A 22,221-nucleotide genomic window follows, 5' to 3' on the forward strand; every position below is an offset into this window, starting at 1 on the left:
CTCTCAAACGGTATTTCATAATGTTTGTTCGGGGCACGCCGTGCTCTTCTTGTGTTTGTTCAATTTTGTCAGTAAGATCCGCCACAAAGGCTACTACGCCTAACGGCACTCCTCAGGGGATTCTGTGTTTATGTCATTTAGATAGTAAGGGAACGCCACAAGGATTTCTACGATAAAGGGGCGCTCCTTAGAGTTGTCACTTGTTCCACTATGTGGTCTGTGGCGTTTGTAACTGAATAGTGCAAAGGAAAGAGCACGGCATACCCCTCTCAAACGGTATTTCATAATGTTTGTTCGGGGCACGCCATGCTCTTCTTGTGTTTGTTCAATTTTGTCAGTAAGACCCGCCACAAAGGCTACTACGCCTAACGGCACTCCTCAGGGGTACTAATATGTAAATGATATGTCTTATCTAATATGAATGCGTAAAAGGTCTGTATATTATGAGAAATTCATACTCTTAGATTCTTTACAATGATAATTGATATTGTTATACTTTAACAGTATAAATTTTTATTTTGGTATTATTGGATAAGGAGTGTCATGTGACGATGGAAAGTTCAGGACAAAAACAGTTTAAGAGTAAGTGTCATATTTTAGTGTGGATTACTCTGTTAGCATTAGCTTTGATTGGTATGGTTGAATATGGTTATTTCTTGCAAAATAGACCTCCATTCAAATGGCAGATTTATTTAGGATTATTTCCATATGCAGCTTGGATAGTGTTGACCTATCTTGCAACAAAACCAAAATGGTTCACTGCACGTTATAATGTAGGTGAAATGTATAAAGTGCATCGCATTGTAGGTGTTGTGGCTACTGCCTTGGTAGGTGTTCATTGGTATGTATATTTTGGTAAAGCCTTAAAAAGTCCGTTAGGCTGGTGGGGAGGCTATACATCCTTAATTGCAATGTTTATTGCATTTGCGGTAGGTATTTTCTTCTTAACACCATGGTTTAAAAGTTTGGCTACTGCGATGCCTCGTAAAGCAGCTGTATGGATTCATAGATTGAATTTAGTGGCGTTAGTTGCTGTGGATATCCATGTACATGGATTTAAACGACTAGCAGCTATGGTTCCATTTATGCCAGTCTTTGATATCCTTACATATGGATTAGTGATCTATTATATCTATTGGATGTTCAAGAAAAGAAACTAAGTCGTCACTTGTTCCGCTATGCAGTCTGTGGCGTTCTTAACTGGATATAGCAAAAGGAAAGAGCACGGCATACCCCTCACAAACGGTATTTCATAATGTTTGTTCGGGGCACACCGTGCTCTTTTTATGTTTGTGTGATTCGAGTAGTTAAGGAACGCCACAAGGCTACTACTCGTAATGGCGTTCCTCAGGGAGTTTTCTCCTATCTATCATTGATGTTACTTTGGTTGCGTGATATAATTTATATAAGGCCACAAGGCCTTTTCTTTTTATGTGAAATGGTATTACTCGATGTCAGATATGTTTTTTAGGAGTATCATGAAAGTGTCATAATGATATGTTACTGATACTATGTATATATGGTATCCCTATAAAGGATATGTACTAGATATATCTTAAAACAACGGCATTGATGTAGACAGGAGATACTATGTTTTTAGATGACACGATTGCAGCGATTGCGACGGCTCCGGGGATTGGCGGTATTGGTATTATCCGAGTCAGTGGTCCTGAGGCGTGTGATGTTGTGAATCGTATCTTTCACAGTAAACAATCTATCCCACTGGGTGAGCGCCAGACGCGAACGATCCATTATGGACATATTGTTCACCCTAAGACGGGTAAAACCTTGGATGAGGTTATTGTAGTGTTGATGAAAGGCCCTCATTCCTATACGGCAGAGGATGTGGTAGAGGTTCAATGTCATGGCGGTTTTGTGTCAGTCCGTGAAATACTGAAAGTCCTTCTTTCAGAGGGGGTACGTCAGGCAGAAGAAGGAGAGTTTACGAAGCGAGCGTTTTTGAATGGTCGTATTGATTTAACCCAAGCGGAAGCCATTATCGACATTATTGATGCGAAGACGGAGCAATCTTTGGAAGTGGCAGTGAATCAACTAGACGGCACCTTGTCCAAGTATATTCGCTCTTTACGGGATGAGTTAATTGCTATGATTGCCCACTTAGAGGTAACCATCGATTATCCAGAGGAAGATATTGAAGAGGTGTCAGCTCAAGAGGTGCGGACGGGGTTAGCTCCCATCCTTGAGAAGATGGATACCTTGTTGGCGACGGCACAGCGTGGTAAATTATTGCGCGATGGTGTGATGGTGTCCATCATTGGTCGTCCGAATGCGGGGAAATCTAGCTTGATGAACGCTTTACTTCGTGAGGATCGCGCCATTGTGACGAATATTCCAGGCACGACCCGTGATAGTATTGAAGAATTTTTGACGATTCAAGGGATTCCTGTGCGCTTAATTGATACCGCAGGGATTCGTGAGACTGAAGACATTGTGGAAAGTATGGGCGTTGAAAAAGCACGTCAGTACTTAGATAAAGCAGATGTGGTGGTCCTTGTCATTGATGGAACCAAACCATTGGAGCCAGAAGAGCAAGAGTTGCTACAGCTCATTACGAATCGTCCAAGCATTATCTTCTTGAATAAAGCAGACCAAGCGCAATGTGTTAGCAAAGAAGAAATTGCGGCACTGGGGACTTTCACAGAGATTGTCACCATCAGCGCGGCCCAAGGGGAAGGTATGGATGAGATGGCGAGAGTCATTACATCCTTGGTGCAAGGAGGTTCTGTGCAGGCTAGTCATGAGGCAATGCTCAGCAATGTGCGCCACATTACCTTGATGGAACAAGCGAAAATTAGCTTGGACCAATCCATTCTTGCCATAGATAGCGGTATGCCTATCGATTTAATCGTCACGGACATTCGCGCTGCTTGGGAGCTACTGGGCGATATTACTGGTGAAAGTTTACGTGAATCCATGGTGGATGAATTATTTAAACGATTCTGTTTAGGAAAATAGGAGAATACATGTATTTAGTAGATACGTATGATGTGATCGTCATTGGCGGTGGTCATGCTGGTTGTGAGGCTGCTTTAGCCACAGCTCGTATGGGGCACCGTACCTTGATGGCTACATTGAATTTAGATAACATTGCTCTTATGCCATGTAACCCAGCCATTGGGGGACCTGGTAAAAGTCATCTAGTGTGCGAGCTAGATGCATTGGGCGGTGAAATGGGCATTAATGCAGATGCGACAGCCATTCAAATGCGCATGCTCAATACGGGAAAAGGACCTGCGGTACATTCCTTGCGAGCCCAATCCGATAAAGTTGCCTACCAACGCCGTATGAAAGAAGTTTTAGAAAATACAGAGAACCTCAATGTGAAGCAAATCATGGTTAATGAGTTGCTCATTGAAGAGGGTGTTGTGAAAGGTATTGTGTCTGAATTAGGAGAAGTATACCAAGCCAAGGCTATCATCTTATGTACGGGTACGTACTTAAAAGGCAAGATTATTACTGGTGAATTGGCGTACACAGGTGGTCCTAATGGACAGCGAACAGCGGAATTGTTGTCTCAATCGTTATTGAACCATGGCATTAAGTTAATGCGATTCAAAACAGGTACACCAGCTCGTGTCGATAAACGAACCTTGCACACAGAGAATATGGAAATGCAACCTGGTGACTCTCACCATAGAGCCTTCTCCTTTATGTCTGATTGGATCGACCGCAATGAGCAAGTATGTTGGTTGACTTTTACAAATCAAAATACACATGATATCATTCGTGGCAATTTACATCGTGCCCCTATGTACACGGGTGTCATTGAAGGGACGGGCCCAAGATATTGCCCATCCATCGAAGATAAAGTGGTTCGCTTTGAAGATAAACAACGCCATCAATTATTCGTGGAACCAGAAGGCAATCACACCAACGAAATGTACGTCCAAGGTATGAGTACAAGTTTACCAATCGATGTACAATACGCGTTCCTACGCACTATCCCTGGTTTGGAAGATGTAGAAATCATGCGTCCTGCTTACGCCATTGAATACGATTGCTTAGATCCATTGCAATTGACACCTGCTTTACAAGTGAAGCATATCCAAGGTTTGTATTCTGCAGGTCAAGCGAACGGTACATCTGGCTATGAAGAAGCGGCAGCACAAGGCTTGATGGCAGGTATCAATGCAGCCTTATGGTTAGAAGGAAAAGAGCCATTTATCTTATCTCGTTCCGAAGGCTACATCGGTGTGCTTATCGACGATTTGGTAACGAAAGGAACGAAAGAACCGTACCGCATGATGACGAGCCGCAGTGAATATCGCTTGTTACTTCGTCAAGACAATGCAGATATGCGCTTAACAGAAAAAGGCTATGAAATCGGACTTGTTAAGGAAGAACGATATAAAGCTTTCAAAGAGAAACAAGGTAAAATTGAAGCAGCCATTCAATTACTAGCGGATACACCTGTAAACCCTAGCGAAGAAACGCAACAAATCTTAGATTGTATTGGTACACCTCGCATAAAAACGGGCATCAAGGCTTACGATTTGGTGAAACGTAACGAACTATCCTATGGAGTAGTGGCAGAGGCATTCGGATTGCCTCGCTACGAAGCGCCAGTAGAAGAAGAAATCGATATTACCATTACTTACGATGGATATATAAAAAAACAAATGGAACAAGTAGAAAAGGTTCGCAAATTAGAGGCTAAGATTATTCCTCAAGATTGGGATTATACAGCGATGAAAGGTATATCTTTAGAAGCCATTCAAAAATTGAACGCTGTACGCCCCCATTCCATTGGTCAAGCGAGCCGTATTTCTGGGGTGTCCCCTGCGGACATTTCTGTGCTCTTAGTGCAAATTGAGCAGTACTACCGTGAAAGAGGTTAATATGACATTTTCAAACTATGTGAAAGCCCACACCAACACCTATGGGTTGGACCTCACAGATGCACAAATTGACCAACTACAACGGTTTTACGAACAAGTGGTAACTACTAATGAGCACATGAACTTAACGGGTATTACAGAACCAGAAGAGTTTGCCTTAAAACATGTGGTAGACTCTCTATCTTGTTATGACCCTAAGTATTTTACAAAAGGTGCAAGGGTTATCGATTTAGGGACTGGTGCAGGTTTTCCAGGTGTTCCCTTGGGTATATACGATCCATCCTTGCAAATTACTTTATTTGACTCTTTACAAAAGCGACTCCGCTTTTTAGATGGTGTTATTGAGGACTTAGACTTACAAGGATTACAAACTTTACATGGTCGTGCAGAAGATTTGGCACATCAAGAGTACCGGGAATCTTTCAATCTTCTCACTAGCCGTGCGGTGGCTCGCTTATCCATCTTATTGGAATGGGGACTTCCCTATGTGAAAGTAGGGGGCTACATGGTGGCATTAAAAGGCTCTATCGTGCAAGAAGAATTAGAGGAAAGTAAACGTGCTGTATCCATCTTGGGCGGTGAAATTGTAGAGGTCAAAGAAGTGACGTTACCGACCTTAGAGGATAAACGAGCTATTGTGTATATCAAAAAGGTAAAACCTACGGCTAAGAAATACCCTCGAAAACCAAAAGAGATTAAAATAAAACCTTTATAGCTATGCACTATAACTCATAATAAAATATAGAAAAATGCTTATAAGTTATATCTATGATATACTTAATGAGTACTCTTTACATGTGCGGTCACGTTGTGTTCGCACATGTTTTATATTTGCAATACAAGATTGAGGTGAGACAATGGCAATCTATAACGGACGATTACCAAAACTCAATGAAGATGAAATAAAACGATACTCCGGATTAAAGCATGCGGAGGGATTTCCAGAGCAGTATGTGAAAGAAGCTGCCCTAGAAGTACAATTAGTGGCAGAACCTCGTGGTGTGTACCAATGCTATGATTACGATGCGGAGACACATACAATCCTTAGTAACCCGCCTATGGTACTGGATGCCACAGGCATCATTCGTCATTTAGGGAATGCTAAAAAAGTATATGTTCTCGCTGTCACAGTAGGAGAAGCCGTAGAAGAACGCAGTTCTGCTTTATTTAAAGAAGGCAAATCTACACTAGGTCTTCTTGTGGATGCAGCGGCTACAACCGCTGTAGAACAAGTGGCAGATCAGGTAAATGAACTCATCGACAGAGAGGCAAAAAAACAAGGTTTTAAAACGACATGGCGCTTTAGCCCAGGCTATGGCAATTGGCCTGTCACAGTACAACAAGAATTTGCTAAGATTATTAAGACAGAAGAAATTGGATTGACGGTGACAGACACAAGCATGCTATTTCCACGTAAATCAGTAACGGCTATTGTGGGCTGTCAAACAGTAGATGAAGAAGGACCAAAAACACAACGAGGTTGCACATCTTGTAGCCAAGTAGAGTGCGCATCTCGTAAGTTGCCAGAGAAGGGGACGACGTCGTGCATTTAAACAAACGTATCGTTTGTGATAGATAGTACTGAAAAGGTATCCTATGTGGGATATCCTTATTATAGTTATACTTTTTTTAAATAATAAATTGATGTATAGATAAGTAGCGTGATGTACTGATACTGGGGAAGAGTATAGTCATCGTTATACGAAGTATATTGCCTTGGGCGAGCAATGTGCCTGATACATAAGTGAGGGACATATGGTATATATTATAGATGGTGGCATGGGTACCATGCTGCAAGCGGCAGGTCTTGGTGACGGGGCTTGTCCAGAATTATTTAACGTAGAACATCCTGACGTGGTGGAGCATATCCATGCAGAATATTTACGTCATGGTAGTGATATTATTACGACTAATACCTTTGGTGGGACAGCGTTAAAACTGGATGAATACCAATTGGGTCATCGTATGGATGAAATCAATCGTGCTGCCGTGAAAGTAGCACAAGCGGCTCGTGATAAGATTAATCCGAATGCAAAAATCGCAGGTGATATGGGTCCTAGTGGTCGATTTATGGCGCCATTAGGAGTGGCTCAATTTGATGAGATTTATGAGACTTTCAGAGATCAAGCAAGAGCCCTTATCGATGCAGGGGTAGATTACCTGATTATTGAAACGATCATCGATATCCAAGAAATGCGTGCTGCCTTATTGGGCGCGAAAGATGCTCGTGACGAGTTAGGAAAAACAAAAGATGATGTGAAAATCATCTGTCAGTTCTCTTTCAGCGAAGATGGACGTACTATTACAGGCACACCACCAGAAGCAGCAGCTATCTTGATGGATGCTATGGAAGCAGATATCGTAGGTATTAACTGTTCCTTAGGACCTGAACAATTATTGCCGTTGGTAGAACGCATGGCAGCAGTAACGAACTTGCCAATTAGTATTCAGCCGAATGCAGGTATGCCACAACTCGTAGGGAAAGAAACTATCTTCCCATTAGGGCCAGAAGAGATGGGCGAATATGCACCTCGTTTCCTCGACGCAGGGGCAACGTATTTAGGTGCTTGTTGTGGTAGTACTCCAAAACACATTGAATCTATTGCCAAAGCGGCACGAGCACATACACCAGCAGAACGACCACATGTAGAACCGTTTACGGCTTTCACAAGTCGTACTAGCGTAGTGAAAGTAGGTTTGCAAGAAAAACCAATCATCATTGGGGAACGTATTAATCCAACAGGCCGTAAAGTGTTAGCAGAAGAAATTCGCAAGGGTAGCTTCTTAATGGTGAAAAAAGATGCTTTAGCCCAAGTAGAAGCTGGGGCAGACGTGCTGGATGTTAACATGGGTGTCACAGGTGTTGATCCAGGGGAAACGATGAAACGAGCTATCGAAGAATTAACGATGCTTGTGGAGGTTCCTTTATCCATCGATACATTGGATCCAGTGGCAATGGAAGCGGGCTTGAAAGCCTATCCAGGTCGTCCATTGTTGAACTCTGTGAACGCAGAGCCAGAGCAATTGGAAGCAGTATTACCATTGGCAAAACGCTATGGTGCAGCGTTATTATGCTTGCCATTAGGTAAAAAAGAATTACCAGAAACGGCAGAAGAGCGTGTGTCTTTAGCAAAAGAAATTGTCTTAGAAGCGTACAACTATGGATTGCGACCAAATGACTTATTGCTTGACCCATTAGTATTGACCTTAGCAAGTAGCCAACATGCAGCAAGAGAAACATTAAAAACATTGAAACTCTATGCAGAAACATTTGGGTTCCCAACGGTGATGGGCTTGTCCAACATATCCTTTGGATTACCACAACGGGCATACTTGAATGCACAATTCTTGACGATGGCATTGAGCAGTGGTTTGACATGCCCTATCATGAACCCAATGAATGAAATCGTACGAAAAGCTTTCATTACAGGCCGCACATTTATGGGCTTTGACCCAGCTGCAGCGGATTTTATTGCTGAATATGGTGATGACGATGAAAATGCAGTGGTGACGAAAAAGGTAAAAGCTACAGCAGAAGCCTTCCATAGTGATGATCCTATTGAATGCATTAAACATGCCGTAGAACAAGGGGAAAAAGAGGCGGTTGTGCCATTGGTAAAGGAAGCCTTAGCACAAGGCCTAGATCCACTAGAGGTGACTCGTAGAGGTTTATCCGATGCTATGGCAGTAGTTGGTGAAAAGTTCGGCTCTGGTAAAGCGTTCTTGCCACAAGTTATGCTAGCAGCAGAAACGATGCAAGCGGCTTTCACAACGATCAAAGAAGTGCTGCCAGAAGGAACAGCAGAGAAGAAAGCGACGATTATCTTAGCTACGGTAAAGGGTGACATTCACGACTTAGGTAAAAACATCGTGTCTGCTTTATTAGAAAACAATGGGTACCAGATCGTGGACTTAGGAAAAGATGTATCTCCAGAAGAAATTGTAGCAGCGGCAAAAGAGCATAATGCCCCGATTATTGGGATTGCCTCTTTGATGACTACAACGATGCCGATGATCAATGAAACCATCGCAGCTATCCGTGAATCAGGTGTGGATGCGAAGGTACTGGTAGGTGGAGCTGTATTGTCACAAGCCTACGCAGATGAAGCCGGGGCTGACTCCTATGCCAAAGATGGTATCTCCGCGGTGAATATAGTGAAAGGCTTATTAGGTGATGAATAGTTAGCATACTATAACACTTAGTAGGCAGAATTCCCAGAAGAGTTACTCCATGAGATGAGGTATCTAGAAGGATTAGATGGCTTAAAATCCTTTATAAAAAAATATATAAAAAGGAACATGGCAAAATCATGCCATGTTCCTTTTTATTTGTATGTAGATATGCGTTGAATACGGACTCCATCACACGTGTATTGTGATTAACCTGTAGGATGTTTCATGTGAAACATTACTGAGAAATACCGCTGAGTATTTTAATTCTTATGATAGAATTTCCATTTGTAATAAACTCGATTCCTTTTCTATAATCGTAAGTTGGCATATATACGCCATAAAAAAGAACGTGAACGCCTTCTTTATTATATACCATACTAGGTTGACCATATTTTGTATAAATGTCTGCTATACTATCTCCGACAGCGATACCTCTAGCAGTGACAGCATCTCGGTTATCTATAGTTGTCATTGTTGTTTCCGGAAAGTGTTTGTTACTTACGTGGAAGGTGATGCCTCCGTAAATTACTCTATTTGGTTTAAGAGCAGTAGGGTCCCCCAAACTTTTATAAATAGCATCGGTAGTAGATCCTGCAGGGATGCCTGCTACTATTAAGTCTGTTGCTGGTAGTTCATTTCCTTTTACATGCATCGCTTGCAATTGTGAAGTGGAAAAGAGAGAGAATAAAAAGGCGATAACAAGTATCCAAGGACGTAGTTGTTTCATCATGAGCCTATCCTTTCATAGTTACTATAAATCATATGAAAATCGTACTGTATATAAAACTATTTGTCAATGTTTAAAAGTGTCTATATAGTGAGTTCATAGAGAAAATGTTTCACGTGAAACAATTAATTAGATAGAGGTCATAATATTTCACGTGAAACATAAAAATATATAAAAAGATGGAGAAATACTCATAGCTTTCATATAAAATACAAAAATATATGTTATAATGTGATAAGACTATAAGAAAGAGGTGAAATAATGGCTAGAATTATTGCCGTAGCTAACCAAAAAGGTGGCGTTGGTAAAACGACAACTGCTGTAAATTTAAGCGCATCTTTAGCCGTAGAGGGAAAACGAGTACTCTTATTAGATTTAGATCCTCAAGGAAATGCTACAAGTGGATTAGGAATAGATAAAGAAAACATTGAACAAGGCGTATATGAAATGCTTGTAGATGATGTATCTATCACAGATATCATAGAATCTACAGTAATAGATACCTTGCAAATTGCGCCAACAACGATAGATCTAGCTGGGGCTGAGGTGGATTTGGTAGCTATGGAAGATAAAGGCTATACTTTGAAACAGTGCATAGCACCTATCGTAGAGGACTATGATTATATCCTTATAGACTGCCCACCATCTTTAGGTATGCTAACCATTAATGCCTTAACCGCTTCTAATAGCGTGTTAATTCCTATACAAACAGAGTTTTATGCTCTGGAAGGGGTTAGCCAATTAATCAAAACAATCGAACTTGTACAAGAAGAATTAAATGAAGATTTAGAGTTAGAAGGTGTGGTTCTTACTATGTACAATGGACGCACCAAACTAGCCGTACAAGTGGCAGAAGAAGTAACAAATTACTTTGGAGAGTCTGTATATACAACAACAATACCACGAAATGTGAAATTAGGAGAGGCTCCTAGCCATGGTTTACCAGTTGTTATCTATGATAAACGATCCAAAGGAGCTGAAGTATATTGTGCTTTAGCGCGGGAGGTAATAGAACGTGGTGCTTAAAAAAACAAAAGGTGGACTTGGTAAAGGGCTAGGGTCTTTTGGATTGTCTGGTTCTTTTAAAGATGGACATAAAAGTGGCTATGAAATTGATATTACTAAAATAAAACCTAATCCCAATCAGCCTCGTAAACGCTTTTCAGAAGAAGATATGGAGACTTTAGTAGCTTCTATTCAGGCTCATGGATTGATTGCGCCTATTGCGGTTCGCAAGGTAGATGATTATTATGAAATTGTAGCTGGTGAAAGACGGTGGCGTGCCTGTCAGCAGGCGGGACTTACTAAAATTCCTGTGGTGGTGCGAGACTACACCACAGAAGAAGTAAGTGAAATTGCTTTAGTAGAAAATTTACAGAGACAGAACCTAAACCCTATCGAGGAAGCTTTTGGGTATCAATATTTAATGGATACTTTCAAAAAAACACAAGAAGAAATTGCTACTATTGTAGGTCGCAGTCGTTCCTATGTAGCCAATATTGTGCGATTATTACAATTACCAGAGTTTTTACAAGAGGAATTGGAAGTAGGGGCGCTAACAGTGGGTCAGGCTAGACCTTTATTGGCATTAGCTGAAGAACATTTGCAACTACAAGCGCTGGAACGCATTAAGGAAAAAGGCTTAAATGCTCGTCAAATAGAACAACTTGTGAAAGAACTACAATCTGGGAAGAAACGTTTAACATCTACACAACCAAAAGCAACGGCGGAGTTACGAAAGTTAATGCAGAGGCTCAAACATAGTTTAGGTGCTCCTGTAGATATTCGCTTAAAGAACACTAAAAAAGTGCAAGGTACTATTGAAGTTTCTTTTAAAAGTGAAGAAGAACTAATGCGTTTAATTAGCTATATTGAAGGTGAATAGAAAGGAAGTCTATGGTATTAGAAACAACTAAAGGGAATCGCTTGCACATAGGCTTTTTTGGGCGTTGCAATGCAGGTAAATCTACTCTGATTAATACTCTGACAGAGCAACAGATTTCCTTGGTATCTCCCATTGCGGGGACTACGACAGATCCAGTGTCTAAAGGGATGGAATTATTGCCCTTGGGTCCAGTGATGATTGTAGATACAGCGGGTATTGATGATACATCGGAACTAGGTTTGTTACGGGTAGACAAAACGAAACAAGTATTATCAACGATAGATCTAGCAGTGTATATGATGCGTACTGATGTTGAGCCGATTCCGGAAGATATAGAGTGGTTACAACAATTAGAAAGTAGACATATTCCTACCTTAGTAGTGATTAACGAAGTAAAAGGATGCAAGGGATCTGTTTTTATTAAATCCCATGGGGAATTACAACCTTATACATCACAGGTCATAGTAGCAGACGTGAGTGATAGTACAAGTCGAATGGTGTTATTAGAGGCATTAAGTAAATTAAAACCAGTTGATGAAGAGGTACAATCTTTGTTAGGTGGTTACATTGAAGAAAAAGATGTATTTGTTTTAGTATGCCCTATTGATGAATCAGCTCCTAAAGGTCGTATTATTTTGCCACAAGTGCAAATGATTCGTGAAATTTTGGATCATCATGGTATGGCTATGGTGTGCCAAGTAGAGGAGCTGGCCACTACATTGCAGCAATTGCAGAAATCACCTAAATTGGTTATTACTGATTCCCAAGCCTTTGAGGCGGTGAGTCAAATTGTGCCAAAGGATATAGCTTTAACAAGCTTTTCTATTTTGATGGCACGATTTAAAGGAAAATTAAAAGATTTAGTGGCAGGTGTACATGCTATAGAGCAATTGCGAGCGGGTTCACATGTATTAATCAGTGAAGGCTGTACACACCGCCAACAATGTGAAGATATTGGAACAGTAAAAATTCCAAGATGGCTAACAGCAAAAGGCTACACAGACTTACAGTTAGAGTGGACCAGTGGTGGACATTTTCCTCATGATGTATCTAAGTATGATGTTATCATTCATTGTGGGGGTTGTATGTTGACACGTCGAGAGGTGTTACGACGTATTGATGTAGCCACTGTTCAAGGGGTGCCAATTGTTAACTATGGTGTTTTGATAGCCTCCTTACATGGCATCTTACAACGTGCTATACAGCCATTTGAACATGAATTAGAATAGAAAGGATTATTGTGTTAGAACAACTATTACCTTGGTTACCATGGATACTAGGAAGTATTGTTTTATTGTTAGTATTACATGCGTTCAGTTTACATATACGAGTAAGTCGCCTTACCAAACGGTATCGATATTTTATGGATGGAGAAAATGGACAAAGTATTGAGCGACGTCTTGCTATTGAAGTGAAAGAATTACGAGATATGGCAAGTACTTGGGAAACCATTTTATCAGAACAAAAAGTGATTCAATCTACACAAGCACAAACATTTCAGCATATTGGATTTGTGAAATATAATGCTTTTGAAAATATTGGCAATGAATTGTCCTTTTCCTTAACGTTATTAGATGGAAATTTCAATGGTATTGTCATCTCTAGTGTATATGGACGAAATGAATCACGTATTTTTACAAAACCAATTGTAAATGGTAAAAGTTTAGCCAGTCTTTCACAAGAAGAGTTAGCTAGCTTGCAATCTGCTATGGGACAACGAAGCAATGGAGATGTGTTAGCAAGTTCTTCTGTGTCAGCATAGAAAGGATGTTATATGCAAATACCTAAGTGGTTGCAGTCACATCTGAAACAAGATGGTAATGACTGGAATTTGCAGTTTACAAAACAACAAATAAAGACGATAGCCATTATATTAATTGCCATTTTAGTTATCTTTTTGGGATTTGGTATCTGGGGGATAGCGCGACAAGTAGAAGTGTTGCAATTGCGCCAAGAAAATCAATTACAAAAAGAGCAATTACGATTATTAGACCAAAAAGTAGAAGTCTTGGATAAAAAAATGAAAACTCTTGATGAGCTAGATCAAAATATTAGAAATATGATCAAAGGCACAGAGTCTGGTACACTGCAGAAAGCAGATGGAAACACCCAAAATAAAGAAGAGAAAGAGGACCCTTCTCCCAAAAGCTCAAATAAGACTTTCACAACAACTCAACTATCTGCACGTATATCTAGCTTAGATCGTCAAGCACAACGTCGTATGGTATCTATGTATACCTTATATAATGTGCTAAGAGAAGGTGTAGGCAAAGATATTAGAGAATTACAATCTTTGCTAGCCATGGAAGGAGATGCTAGTGATGCTAATAGCCACATGCCATCAATCTGGCCGGCTAAAGGCGTCATCAGTTCTACCTTTGGGGCGCGACAAGATCCTGTTTATGGTGGTGGTGCCTTCCACGAGGGGTTAGATATTGCTAATGATACAGGAACAACAATAGTAGCTACGGCGGCAGGTACTGTAACTTATGCAGCCTATGCTGGAGGGTATGGCAATTTAATAGAAATTGATCATGGTAATGGATTTATTACAAAATATGGGCATAACTCAGCACTCTTAGTACAAGCGGGAATGACTGTGAAAAAAGGACAATCCATTGCACTTATGGGTAGCACTGGTAAAAGTACGGGTAGTCATGTTCACTACGAAGTGAGGGTGAATGGTGTGGCTACGGATCCATTATTATTTTTGCCCATTCAATAGGAGGCAATTATGAAATCCTATGTACAAGTTTATACAGGTGATGGCAAAGGGAAAACAACAGCAGCCATCGGTCTAGCAGTGCGTGCTGCAGGAGTAGGAAAGAAAGTGCTACTACTTCAATTTATGAAATCTAAGGTGTACTCAGAACATGCTGTATTAGATCAATTAGACCCTATCACAGTAGAAACAGTAGGAAAACCTTTTTTTATTATTCCTGAAGGCATGAAAAGCGATGAAGAGTTGCGTCGATGGGGAGATGATGTAGTCGTGTTTCCTAAGGGGCAGCCGCCACAAGAATATAAGGATTTGATTCACATAGGTCAAGAAAGAGCTCTACAGGCTGTGGCAACAGGCGATTTCGATATTGTTATCTTAGATGAATACAATATGGCTTTGTTTTTTGGATTAATTGAAGAAGAAGAGGGGCGTGAGCTCCTAGCAGCTCGAAATCCAAATGTAGAAGTGGTATTTACAGGCCGTGGTGCCCCACAATGGCTTCTTGACGAAGCGGATTTAGTCACTGTTATGGAGTCATATCGTCATTATTATGATCAAGGCGTAGAAGCACGTCTTGGTATTGAGCATTAAGGGTAAAGAATGTTATAATTTAAGTATTAACATCGTATAACATACTGAAAGGTAGGTGGTATCGTGTCACTATGGATGATTCTATTGCTATTGGTAATAGCTGTCATCATAGCCATTCTATGTATTCCTATCACATATAGTCTGAAAGTAAGTTCACGCAAGCCCTATGAATTTGACTTCCGATTAGAATGGATGTACCGAGTGTTAAAGGTGCATCTCGCCTATAAGCAAGGCCATTCCTTGTTTAAGGAAGTTTATGTATTAGGGTCTATGAAAGTCGGCTCTGCCCGTGATTACGAGGATTGGTTAAATCGTAGGGTAAAAGAAGAGCTAGATCCCTTAGCGACGGACGACGAGCAAGATGATGTAGACACAAAACACGTGGAAGAAGAAAGAGATCCGTATCCATTATCTGGATATACGGGCCCAGAGCCAGTAACATCTGTACGATTTGATGCGAATGGACATGTCTTGGATCCAGTAGATTCTACATCACCACAAGAAGAAACGACGGAAGAGAAAGAAGATACAAAAGATTTACCAACATTTTGGTGGTGGAAACATGTATCAAATCCTAAACTCTATGAAGCACTGTTTATAGTTAGTAAGCAATGTGCTAGTCATGCTAGTCCTAGAGTATTCCGATTAGAAGGGGATTTTGGAATTCCTAAACCTTATGAAATGGGTCTCATTACTGCAACAGCCTATACAGTGTGTCCCAAACAAGTGGAACAAGTTAATTTCACTTATACGGAATTTGCCTATACAGGCAGTTTAGAAGTAAAAGGACATATGCAGCTAGGTGTATTTGCTTTCTATGGAACTCTATTTATAGTAAAAAAAGCAGTTAGAGAGTGTCTACTGGACAGCGTAAAAGCATTTGTACAGTATCGACGTCGTAAGCAAAGTGCAAAATAAAAACTTTCAGAAGTTGAAGAATAGTAGGAGGTCATGATGGATACTAAACTTACAAACTTAAAAGACAATTTAGAGCCTTTATTTGAGCAATTTAAAGAAATGATTCGTGTGGAAACTGTAGTGGGTGAACCTGTGCAGTTAGGGGATACTACGATTGTACCATTTGTGGATGTATCCCTTGGTTTGGGGGGATGCCAAAAAGCTGGCGGTGGCGGAGCGAAAGTAGAGCCAACAGCAGTGCTTGTAATCAAAGGGGAACGCATTGAATTATTCAATATCAAAGGATCTGCTAAATATACTGGCTTTGATCGTTTAATCGGTATGGTTCCAGAAATTATCAGTAAATTGAAAAAAGAAGAATATGTCTATGTAAGTGAGGATAAATAATAATTAACTTATCATATGGATGTGTAGAATATATTTCATTTAGATTTCATATATATAAAGTATAGTAAGGGGGCAAGGTGATTTGCTAATTGGAAATAACTTTGCTATACTAGATAAATAGATGAAAATATTTCTCACAGGGAGGCTTATACATGAACTTAACTAAAAAGATTGCAACTTTAGGTGCACTAGCTGTAGTTGGTGCTTTCACAGTATCTAACGCTGCTAATGTAGGCGTAATTAACGAAGAAGCTATCTACACGGGCTATAATGGCTTTGGTGCTATCCAAATGCAAATTGATAAATTACGTGCTGAATACGGTCCTAAATTAGAAGGTGAATTCAAAAAACTAAATAACTTTAAAACAGATGCAGAAAAACAAGCATATTTTGATAAAAGTGTTCGTGGCATCCAAGAAAAATATAATCAAGAAGAAGCAAGTGTATTAGCTCCATTGGATAAAAAAGTAGCAGAAGCAATTCAAGCTATTGCAAAAGAAAAAAATATCGATGTATTAGTGGCTAATCCAACATCTGCTGGCGCTGTTAAAGAAGGTAATCAAGTTATCGACTTAACGCCAGATGTAGTAGCACGTATCAACAAATAAGATATAAAGAAAACCCTCAGATCGAAAGGTCTGAGGGTTATTTTTTTGTACATAGTATGGTATTCTTATGGTATAGATTCAAGAGACTAGTGTGGTAGTAAGGGAGGAACAGATATGTTAAAAAGAGTGTTACTATTGGCTGTGTTGCTGATCTCATTAGGAAGTGCTATGTCTTTGGCAGCAAGTCACTTGTCTTATATGGGAACTATAGGTGGGACATCATATTATATTGATAAAAACACAGTTCAGAAGTATGGTACGAATGCCTATGCATGGGTAAAGATAGTTACTAATGAAGGTAGCGAAGTATGGGGGCATATTTTAGTTAGTCGCTATGGAAAGGCTTATACTATCACAGAGCTACGAGGAGATGGTGGAGAGCAAAAATTAGATCCACATGAAGAGTTCCGACCTATTGTACCTAATTCACCAATAGAAAAAATTGTTGATTTAATTTGGTAGGTGAAGTATGAAAAAGTTAATGTATATATTTTTAGTTATATGTATTTATATGGTAGGAGCTAACTATAGCAAAGCTGAAAATTTTGTTAAGGTGGGATATAATCAGTCAGTAACAGTATATGTTGATACAGATTCCATTCAGGTAGTACGAAATGACCCTCCATATTATATGATACGATATAGGGAAATGTTTAAGAATTATCAACAAAATACCATGGATATCTGGGAACAAGAAGTGTATTATGATGAAAGTTATGATGCGACAAAGCCTCTTAAATATCGTGCAATTGGAAGGACTTCTTTTGATTTAAATGGGCGATTTATTGAAAGTAATCATTTAACAACTATGTTTATAAGCTGGAAGAATGGGCTATCCGCTGATGCGGCAAACTTTGTATTCTATAAAGCGTTTCATAGAAAGTTTAAGAGTCATTAATTTTAGGAAAGGTTGACAATACTATGAAAAAAACATTATTAAGTATGAGTATTTTATTAAGTCTTACATTCATTAATACATATGCTGAAACTGTACCAATGGATGTATTAGATGCAGTGCGAGATAAAAATAATGTGCGGCTTGAAGAATTTTTACAGTCTGGTGCAGATCCAAACTCAATGACTGTTACAGGCCAAAACTTATTGACTTATGCAGTATTAATGAGAAATACAGAGGCGGTTAATCTTTTGATAAATAAGGGAGCCGATGTTAATACGCCGAATAAACAAGCTGGAATGGATATCTATCCGATCAGTTTGGCAGTTACATCTCAAGATATTCCAACTGTTAAAAGTTTAATTAATGCCGGAGCCAAAACAGATATAGTAGTAGGTGGGCAACCACTAAAAAATATTGCCAAATTTATGAATAATAGAGAGTTGGTTAATATATTAAATGGTTCTAATTATGAAGCGCTTGATGAAAAAGTAACAACAAAAACTATTCTGTCCACTCTTTCAGCTGAAGATATTGAAAAAGCAAAAAAAGAGGCGAGCAAAGGAAAACGTGCATCTTATGATCTATACGAGAAGGGTAGAAGTTTTTGGGATGCCATGGTGAATGGAGTAAACAAAGCAAATCTTAGATTAGCTTTATCCACACCATATAGTCAACTTCGTAACTTATATTATGAAGAGACAGAGAACTTTGTCATTGTTGATAACGCTGAAAAGCAAGCCATAATAGATTCAAAGGATAAAGTGTATATTATCCCATACTCCTTAGATAGTTATGGATTTTATGGAACTGTAATTAAGAATTTAGTTATTAAAAAGAATGGGAAAATTTACCATGCAAAAGAAGTTGAAGCTCCTATTATGTTAGCTAAATTTGTTTCATCTAATGTGTATGCATTTGATATCAACCTTTTCGATGGTGAACCTATGGAAATTATTGCAGTAGATGCTGCAACAGATCAGAAGTTAGTGATGCCAATTGATGGAAACTTTTATAAAAAAAGAGGATGGTATTAATTTGTGAAGAAATTACTTATAAGAGGAGAGACTATGAAAAAATTTTTAACATGTATGAAAGTTAGTTTATTAGGAATAGTAATATTACTTTCATATTCTACAATTTTTGCTAGAGATATAGGAACCACTGTGGAAGGATCTGGCAGTGAAAAACAGGTTATAATGGTTGTTCCATCGATGAATGTTAATAAAAAAGTTTATGACTCCAATATAGAGATGAATATGGCAATGATTACTGGAGATATTATTCATATTGATCTAATAACTAATTCTGGTACAGTATTAACACAAGAGGCTTTATACTATACATATCAACGGGGTAGTAATGATATATCAAATCCTATTTTACTTCATAATATGGGTGTAGTTCCTGGAAAAGAAACTATGATAAAGGATGGAAAAGTAGTATCAATAGGTAACTATATGATAGATAATAAATTGCATCAAGCAATTATTAATAGAAGTAATTATAGTTTATTTTTGAAAGTTAAAGAAGATTCTTACCCATTATTTATTCCTGTAGATACTTATGCTAAACATGAGCTAGCAAAAGTTTTGTTAGAACATGACCAATTAATATTAAATAATAAGTTAAGAATTTTAAATGAAAAATAAATCTGATTCAGATAAGTGGATAAGAAAATCATCATCCATTATACAAAAAAGGTGTGAACCCAATGCTAATGACTAGCATGGATTCACACCTTTCTATTATTTATGAATTAGGTTTACAATGAACTCGCTATCTTCCACCAATGTAGCTTGGATGTAGTTGTTGCCGTCGAAGTGCAATACTTCTCCTGGTGTTAAGATATGGGATTCTGTTTCGTTAAGGAATACGTTCACTTTACCTTTTACCACAGTGAAGATAACGTTAGCCTCTGGATGATTGTGTTTTTCCACTTGATCACCAGCGACGCCGCCTTTTTTCACGATTTTGTAGTTTGGGCCATCAAAAATTAAACCTAGTTCTTGTTTTACAGTTCCTGCCATAGTAGAACCTCCTATTCTGGGGACTTTCACAGTGGTGAAAGTCAATCACTGCAGCGAATGTGCTGCCATATATAATATAAAAAGGATAAGCTACTTAGCTTTTAGCAATTGTATATACAGGAATATCACCATCAAGGTTCACGCTGAATGCAAAGTCCGATGCTACGTGACTGACGAAGGCACTGAACCATGCTTGGAAGGCAGCGGCCATAATAATTGGATTCACGCCTGCTGTTTTCCAATAAGAAATTTGATTTTGGTGATTTCCGTACCAACTAAAGGTAGTATCGGTTTGCTCGAGCACAGTATCACTTGGGTCACAAGGCATACCGTTCACATAGTAGTCTTGCATCACAGTGTAGATCGCTGGTGCTGTTTGAGCTGTCAGTTTTTCTTTCGCTTCTGTACCGCACATTGCACCTTGTTTGATAAAAGCTTCTAATACAGCGTCAATGCCATCATCGCCACCACAATCAGTTAAATCTTTGATAAAAGTAGCTTCACGAACAGAAGATGTTTGTAATTGGTTGTGTAACCAACCATGAATATTATTATGGTCGATGATACGATCCAACTGGCGATCTGGAGGAATTGGTTTTCCATACAAATCGATAGCGGTTGCATATAACTCATCTGCTAAATCGTCGAGGCGAGTGTGTGCCTCTTTTTTAATCAATTGTTCGCGTTCAGCGATAAGCTGAATTTTTTTGTATAACCAGAAATGAATGTGTCCCAGTACTGCTGACATGTTAAGCTCCTTTTCGTGCGACTTCTAATTTGGAAACAAGTTCATCCACATCCATGCCGTGAATGCTAGCGGCTTGCCATAATGGTTCTCCTGTCGAGGAAGGACAGCCTAGACAACCCATACCGATGGATTGCAACACAGGCACCGTTTGTGGATACATATCTATAATATCACGAATGATGGAATCTTTTGTAATAGCAATTTCAGATACATTGCGACCTGCATTGAGTTTTGCTACTAATTCATCGATATCCATGCCGTGGATATTTGCCGCTTGCCATAGAGGTTCCCCTGTGGAAGAAGGACAGCCTAGGCAGCCCATTCCCATGGATTGTAAAATAGGAATCAATTCTGGATATACGTCGACGATATGACGAACGATAGTATCTTTTGTAATGAGTTGTCCCGGTGAAAGTGGAGTAGCTCCTTTGTCGTTAGCAGGTGCAGCAGCTTCTGCAAGTCCTGCATTACCTTGACCTGGTAATTTGACCACTGGTTCAGCCGATGCTTTAGCAGCAGATGTTGGGGAATCCACTGTATCTAACACAGCAGCTCGGAATGCGTCGAGACCGATGCGGTCAATGAATTGGCCGATACGCTCGATTTGGGCATTTTCTTTGTAGTAGGCAATCATGCGATCGATGATAGTGAGTACTTCTTCTTCAGTAGCTACTTCTGTGATTAAATCGCCTAAGCGTGGATGAGCGCCAGCACTACCACCTGCATAGATTTGCCAACCCTGATCGTTGCCAATAACGCCGATATCTTTTGTAATCGCTTCGGAGCAAGAATTAGGGCAACCAGATACGCCAATTTTCATTTTGGATGGCATTTCTTTAGAAATGTATTTTCGTTCTAATTGCATGCCCAAGTGAACACTGTCTTGTTTTGCCCGTTTACAGAATGTTGTACCAGGGCAAATTTTTACAGAACGCACACGATTGGATACAGTGTGTGCTGGTTCCATACCTAGCATTGCCCATGCTTTGTCCACATCTTCTGCATTTAGGTTGGTAATCATGATGCGTTGTGCACCTGTAATCTTTAAAGTTGCGTGGAATGTGTTTGCCACATCGATAAATTTTTGTAACATTTGTGGTTGTACGAAACCACCAGGTATGCGAGGGGTAATCGCATAGGTGCGTTTTCCATTACGGATACGCTGTAAATTGCCTGCCACTTGTGCCATGTGTATCTCCTTAGTATCGAGTAAATGTTGATAATTTTTATGTATGTCAAAGTTATGAAATATTATATATGACTAGGCGAAAGCCTATGCTCTTAGTATACTATAAGAAGTGAATCTTGTATGTAGCCGAGGCAACTGTTTTTATTCACAAATAATACACGGCTTATACACTGAAAATTTAAAGTTATACACAGAATTATCCACAAAAAGTGATTAAGTTAAGAGAAAAATAAATGTAAAATATAGTTAGTTACGTATTACCCACAGAATATACACAAGATAATCACATAGTTATCCACAGTGCGGTATAATAGTTGCAATACTTAGAAGTTACACACAGAGTATACACAAGATACCCACAGAATTATCCACAAATAGTGTATATATGGTTGGTAAAAAATATTTATGGAGTGTTTTATTCAAGTAAGTTATAGCATCTTAGTATGTGATTTAATTTGTATATAACTAGTTGAAAATACATTAGCTAAA

General features: G+C 39.3%; 23 protein-coding genes. 19 read left to right on the forward strand and 4 right to left on the reverse strand.

Going from position 1 to position 22,221, the window contains the following annotated elements; translation table 11 throughout:
- The first annotated feature begins 551 nt into the window (after positions 1 to 551).
- The 6 genes from EO111_RS07310 (at position 552) to EO111_RS07335 (ending at position 9,041) form a co-directional block, all read left to right on the forward strand.
- Positions 552 to 1,160 carry a hypothetical protein gene (locus tag EO111_RS07310; RefSeq protein ID WP_127011183.1) on the forward strand — a complete coding sequence of 203 codons (609 nt, stop codon included), beginning with the start codon at positions 552 to 554 and terminating at the stop codon, positions 1,158 to 1,160.
- Positions 1,161 to 1,590: 430 nt separating this feature from the next.
- The gene (gene mnmE / locus EO111_RS07315) at positions 1,591 to 2,976 is read left to right on the forward strand and encodes a tRNA uridine-5-carboxymethylaminomethyl(34) synthesis GTPase MnmE (protein WP_127011151.1); all 1,386 of its coding nucleotides are present in this window, start codon (positions 1,591 to 1,593) and stop codon (positions 2,974 to 2,976) included.
- Positions 2,977 to 2,984: 8 nt separating this feature from the next.
- Positions 2,985 to 4,859, forward strand: a complete 1,875-nt coding sequence (gene mnmG / locus EO111_RS07320; protein WP_127011152.1) for a tRNA uridine-5-carboxymethylaminomethyl(34) synthesis enzyme MnmG — start codon at positions 2,985 to 2,987, stop codon at positions 4,857 to 4,859.
- A gap of 1 nt (position 4,860) precedes the next feature.
- Positions 4,861 to 5,574 carry a 16S rRNA (guanine(527)-N(7))-methyltransferase RsmG gene (gene rsmG, locus EO111_RS07325; protein ID WP_127011153.1) on the forward strand — a complete coding sequence of 238 codons (714 nt, stop codon included), beginning with the start codon at positions 4,861 to 4,863 and terminating at the stop codon, positions 5,572 to 5,574.
- Positions 5,575 to 5,716: 142 nt separating this feature from the next.
- On the forward strand, positions 5,717 to 6,412 hold the full coding sequence (locus EO111_RS07330) for a vitamin B12 dependent-methionine synthase activation domain-containing protein (protein ID WP_009353589.1): 696 nt from the start codon (positions 5,717 to 5,719) through the stop codon (positions 6,410 to 6,412).
- Positions 6,413 to 6,614: 202 nt separating this feature from the next.
- Complete coding sequence (locus tag EO111_RS07335) at positions 6,615 to 9,041, forward strand: homocysteine S-methyltransferase family protein (RefSeq protein WP_127011154.1); 2,427 nt, start codon at positions 6,615 to 6,617, stop codon at positions 9,039 to 9,041.
- A 226-nt stretch (positions 9,042 to 9,267) separates the two neighbouring features.
- Here the strand turns inward: EO111_RS07335 and EO111_RS07340 are convergent, their stop codons facing one another.
- On the reverse strand, positions 9,268 to 9,762 hold the full coding sequence (locus tag EO111_RS07340; RefSeq protein WP_009353590.1) for a hypothetical protein: 495 nt from the start codon (positions 9,760 to 9,762) through the stop codon (positions 9,268 to 9,270).
- A gap of 258 nt (positions 9,763 to 10,020) precedes the next feature.
- Between EO111_RS07340 and EO111_RS07345 the strand changes: the two genes are divergently transcribed.
- From EO111_RS07345 to EO111_RS07405, 13 genes are all read left to right on the forward strand, one after another.
- Positions 10,021 to 10,785 carry a ParA family protein gene (locus EO111_RS07345; protein WP_127011156.1) on the forward strand — a complete coding sequence of 255 codons (765 nt, stop codon included), beginning with the start codon at positions 10,021 to 10,023 and terminating at the stop codon, positions 10,783 to 10,785.
- Entirely contained in the window at positions 10,775 to 11,644 is an 870-nt protein-coding gene (locus EO111_RS07350; RefSeq protein WP_164725687.1) for a ParB/RepB/Spo0J family partition protein, read from the forward strand. Before EO111_RS07345 ends, EO111_RS07350 begins: the two co-directional genes overlap by 11 nt.
- Positions 11,645 to 11,655: 11 nt before the next feature.
- On the forward strand, positions 11,656 to 12,873 hold the full coding sequence (gene hydF, locus EO111_RS07355) for a [FeFe] hydrogenase H-cluster maturation GTPase HydF (protein WP_127011157.1): 1,218 nt from the start codon (positions 11,656 to 11,658) through the stop codon (positions 12,871 to 12,873).
- A gap of 11 nt (positions 12,874 to 12,884) precedes the next feature.
- Entirely contained in the window at positions 12,885 to 13,406 is a 522-nt protein-coding gene (locus EO111_RS07360) for a DUF4446 family protein (protein ID WP_009353585.1), read from the forward strand.
- A 12-nt stretch (positions 13,407 to 13,418) separates the two neighbouring features.
- Positions 13,419 to 14,369 (forward strand): M23 family metallopeptidase, encoded by a 951-nt coding sequence (locus tag EO111_RS07365; RefSeq protein ID WP_009353584.1) that lies wholly within the window; start codon positions 13,419 to 13,421, stop codon positions 14,367 to 14,369.
- Between the two features lie 9 nt (positions 14,370 to 14,378).
- A complete protein-coding gene (locus EO111_RS07370) occupies positions 14,379 to 14,957 on the forward strand; it encodes a cob(I)yrinic acid a,c-diamide adenosyltransferase (protein WP_126940986.1) in 579 nt (192 codons plus the stop codon).
- Between the two features lie 63 nt (positions 14,958 to 15,020).
- Positions 15,021 to 15,875 carry a hypothetical protein gene (locus EO111_RS07375; protein ID WP_126940985.1) on the forward strand — a complete coding sequence of 285 codons (855 nt, stop codon included), beginning with the start codon at positions 15,021 to 15,023 and terminating at the stop codon, positions 15,873 to 15,875.
- Positions 15,876 to 15,911: 36 nt separating this feature from the next.
- The gene (locus EO111_RS07380) at positions 15,912 to 16,262 is read left to right on the forward strand and encodes a GerW family sporulation protein (protein WP_009353763.1); all 351 of its coding nucleotides are present in this window, start codon (positions 15,912 to 15,914) and stop codon (positions 16,260 to 16,262) included.
- Between the two features lie 152 nt (positions 16,263 to 16,414).
- Positions 16,415 to 16,870: an OmpH family outer membrane protein gene (locus tag EO111_RS07385; protein ID WP_009353765.1), complete on the forward strand. Its 456-nt coding sequence runs from the start codon at positions 16,415 to 16,417 to the stop codon at positions 16,868 to 16,870.
- 114 nt (positions 16,871 to 16,984) lie between these two features.
- Positions 16,985 to 17,332 carry a hypothetical protein gene (locus EO111_RS07390; RefSeq protein WP_127011158.1) on the forward strand — a complete coding sequence of 116 codons (348 nt, stop codon included), beginning with the start codon at positions 16,985 to 16,987 and terminating at the stop codon, positions 17,330 to 17,332.
- Positions 17,333 to 17,339: 7 nt separating this feature from the next.
- Positions 17,340 to 17,768, forward strand: a complete 429-nt coding sequence (locus EO111_RS07395; protein WP_127011159.1) for a hypothetical protein — start codon at positions 17,340 to 17,342, stop codon at positions 17,766 to 17,768.
- 23 nt (positions 17,769 to 17,791) lie between these two features.
- A complete protein-coding gene (locus tag EO111_RS07400; protein WP_127011160.1) occupies positions 17,792 to 18,802 on the forward strand; it encodes an ankyrin repeat domain-containing protein in 1,011 nt (336 codons plus the stop codon).
- A 33-nt stretch (positions 18,803 to 18,835) separates the two neighbouring features.
- Complete coding sequence (locus EO111_RS07405) at positions 18,836 to 19,417, forward strand: hypothetical protein (RefSeq protein ID WP_127011161.1); 582 nt, start codon at positions 18,836 to 18,838, stop codon at positions 19,415 to 19,417.
- Positions 19,418 to 19,513: 96 nt separating this feature from the next.
- Here the strand turns inward: EO111_RS07405 and EO111_RS07410 are convergent, their stop codons facing one another.
- The 3 genes from EO111_RS07410 to EO111_RS07420 all read right to left on the reverse strand — a co-directional run bounded on the left by EO111_RS07410 (position 19,514) and on the right by EO111_RS07420 (position 21,732).
- On the reverse strand, positions 19,514 to 19,795 hold the full coding sequence (locus EO111_RS07410; RefSeq protein ID WP_009353764.1) for a Cro/Cl family transcriptional regulator: 282 nt from the start codon (positions 19,793 to 19,795) through the stop codon (positions 19,514 to 19,516).
- A 94-nt stretch (positions 19,796 to 19,889) separates the two neighbouring features.
- Positions 19,890 to 20,543 (reverse strand): hypothetical protein, encoded by a 654-nt coding sequence (locus EO111_RS07415; RefSeq protein WP_127011162.1) that lies wholly within the window; start codon positions 20,541 to 20,543, stop codon positions 19,890 to 19,892.
- 1 nt (position 20,544) lies between these two features.
- Positions 20,545 to 21,732, reverse strand: coding sequence for a DUF1858 domain-containing protein (locus EO111_RS07420; RefSeq protein ID WP_127011163.1), 1,188 nt, complete (start codon positions 21,730 to 21,732; stop codon positions 20,545 to 20,547).
- Positions 21,733 to 22,221: the final 489 nt, after the last annotated feature.

This window comes from Veillonella sp. CHU594, assembly GCF_003992265.1.
Taxonomy (GTDB): domain Bacteria; phylum Bacillota; class Negativicutes; order Veillonellales; family Veillonellaceae; genus F0422.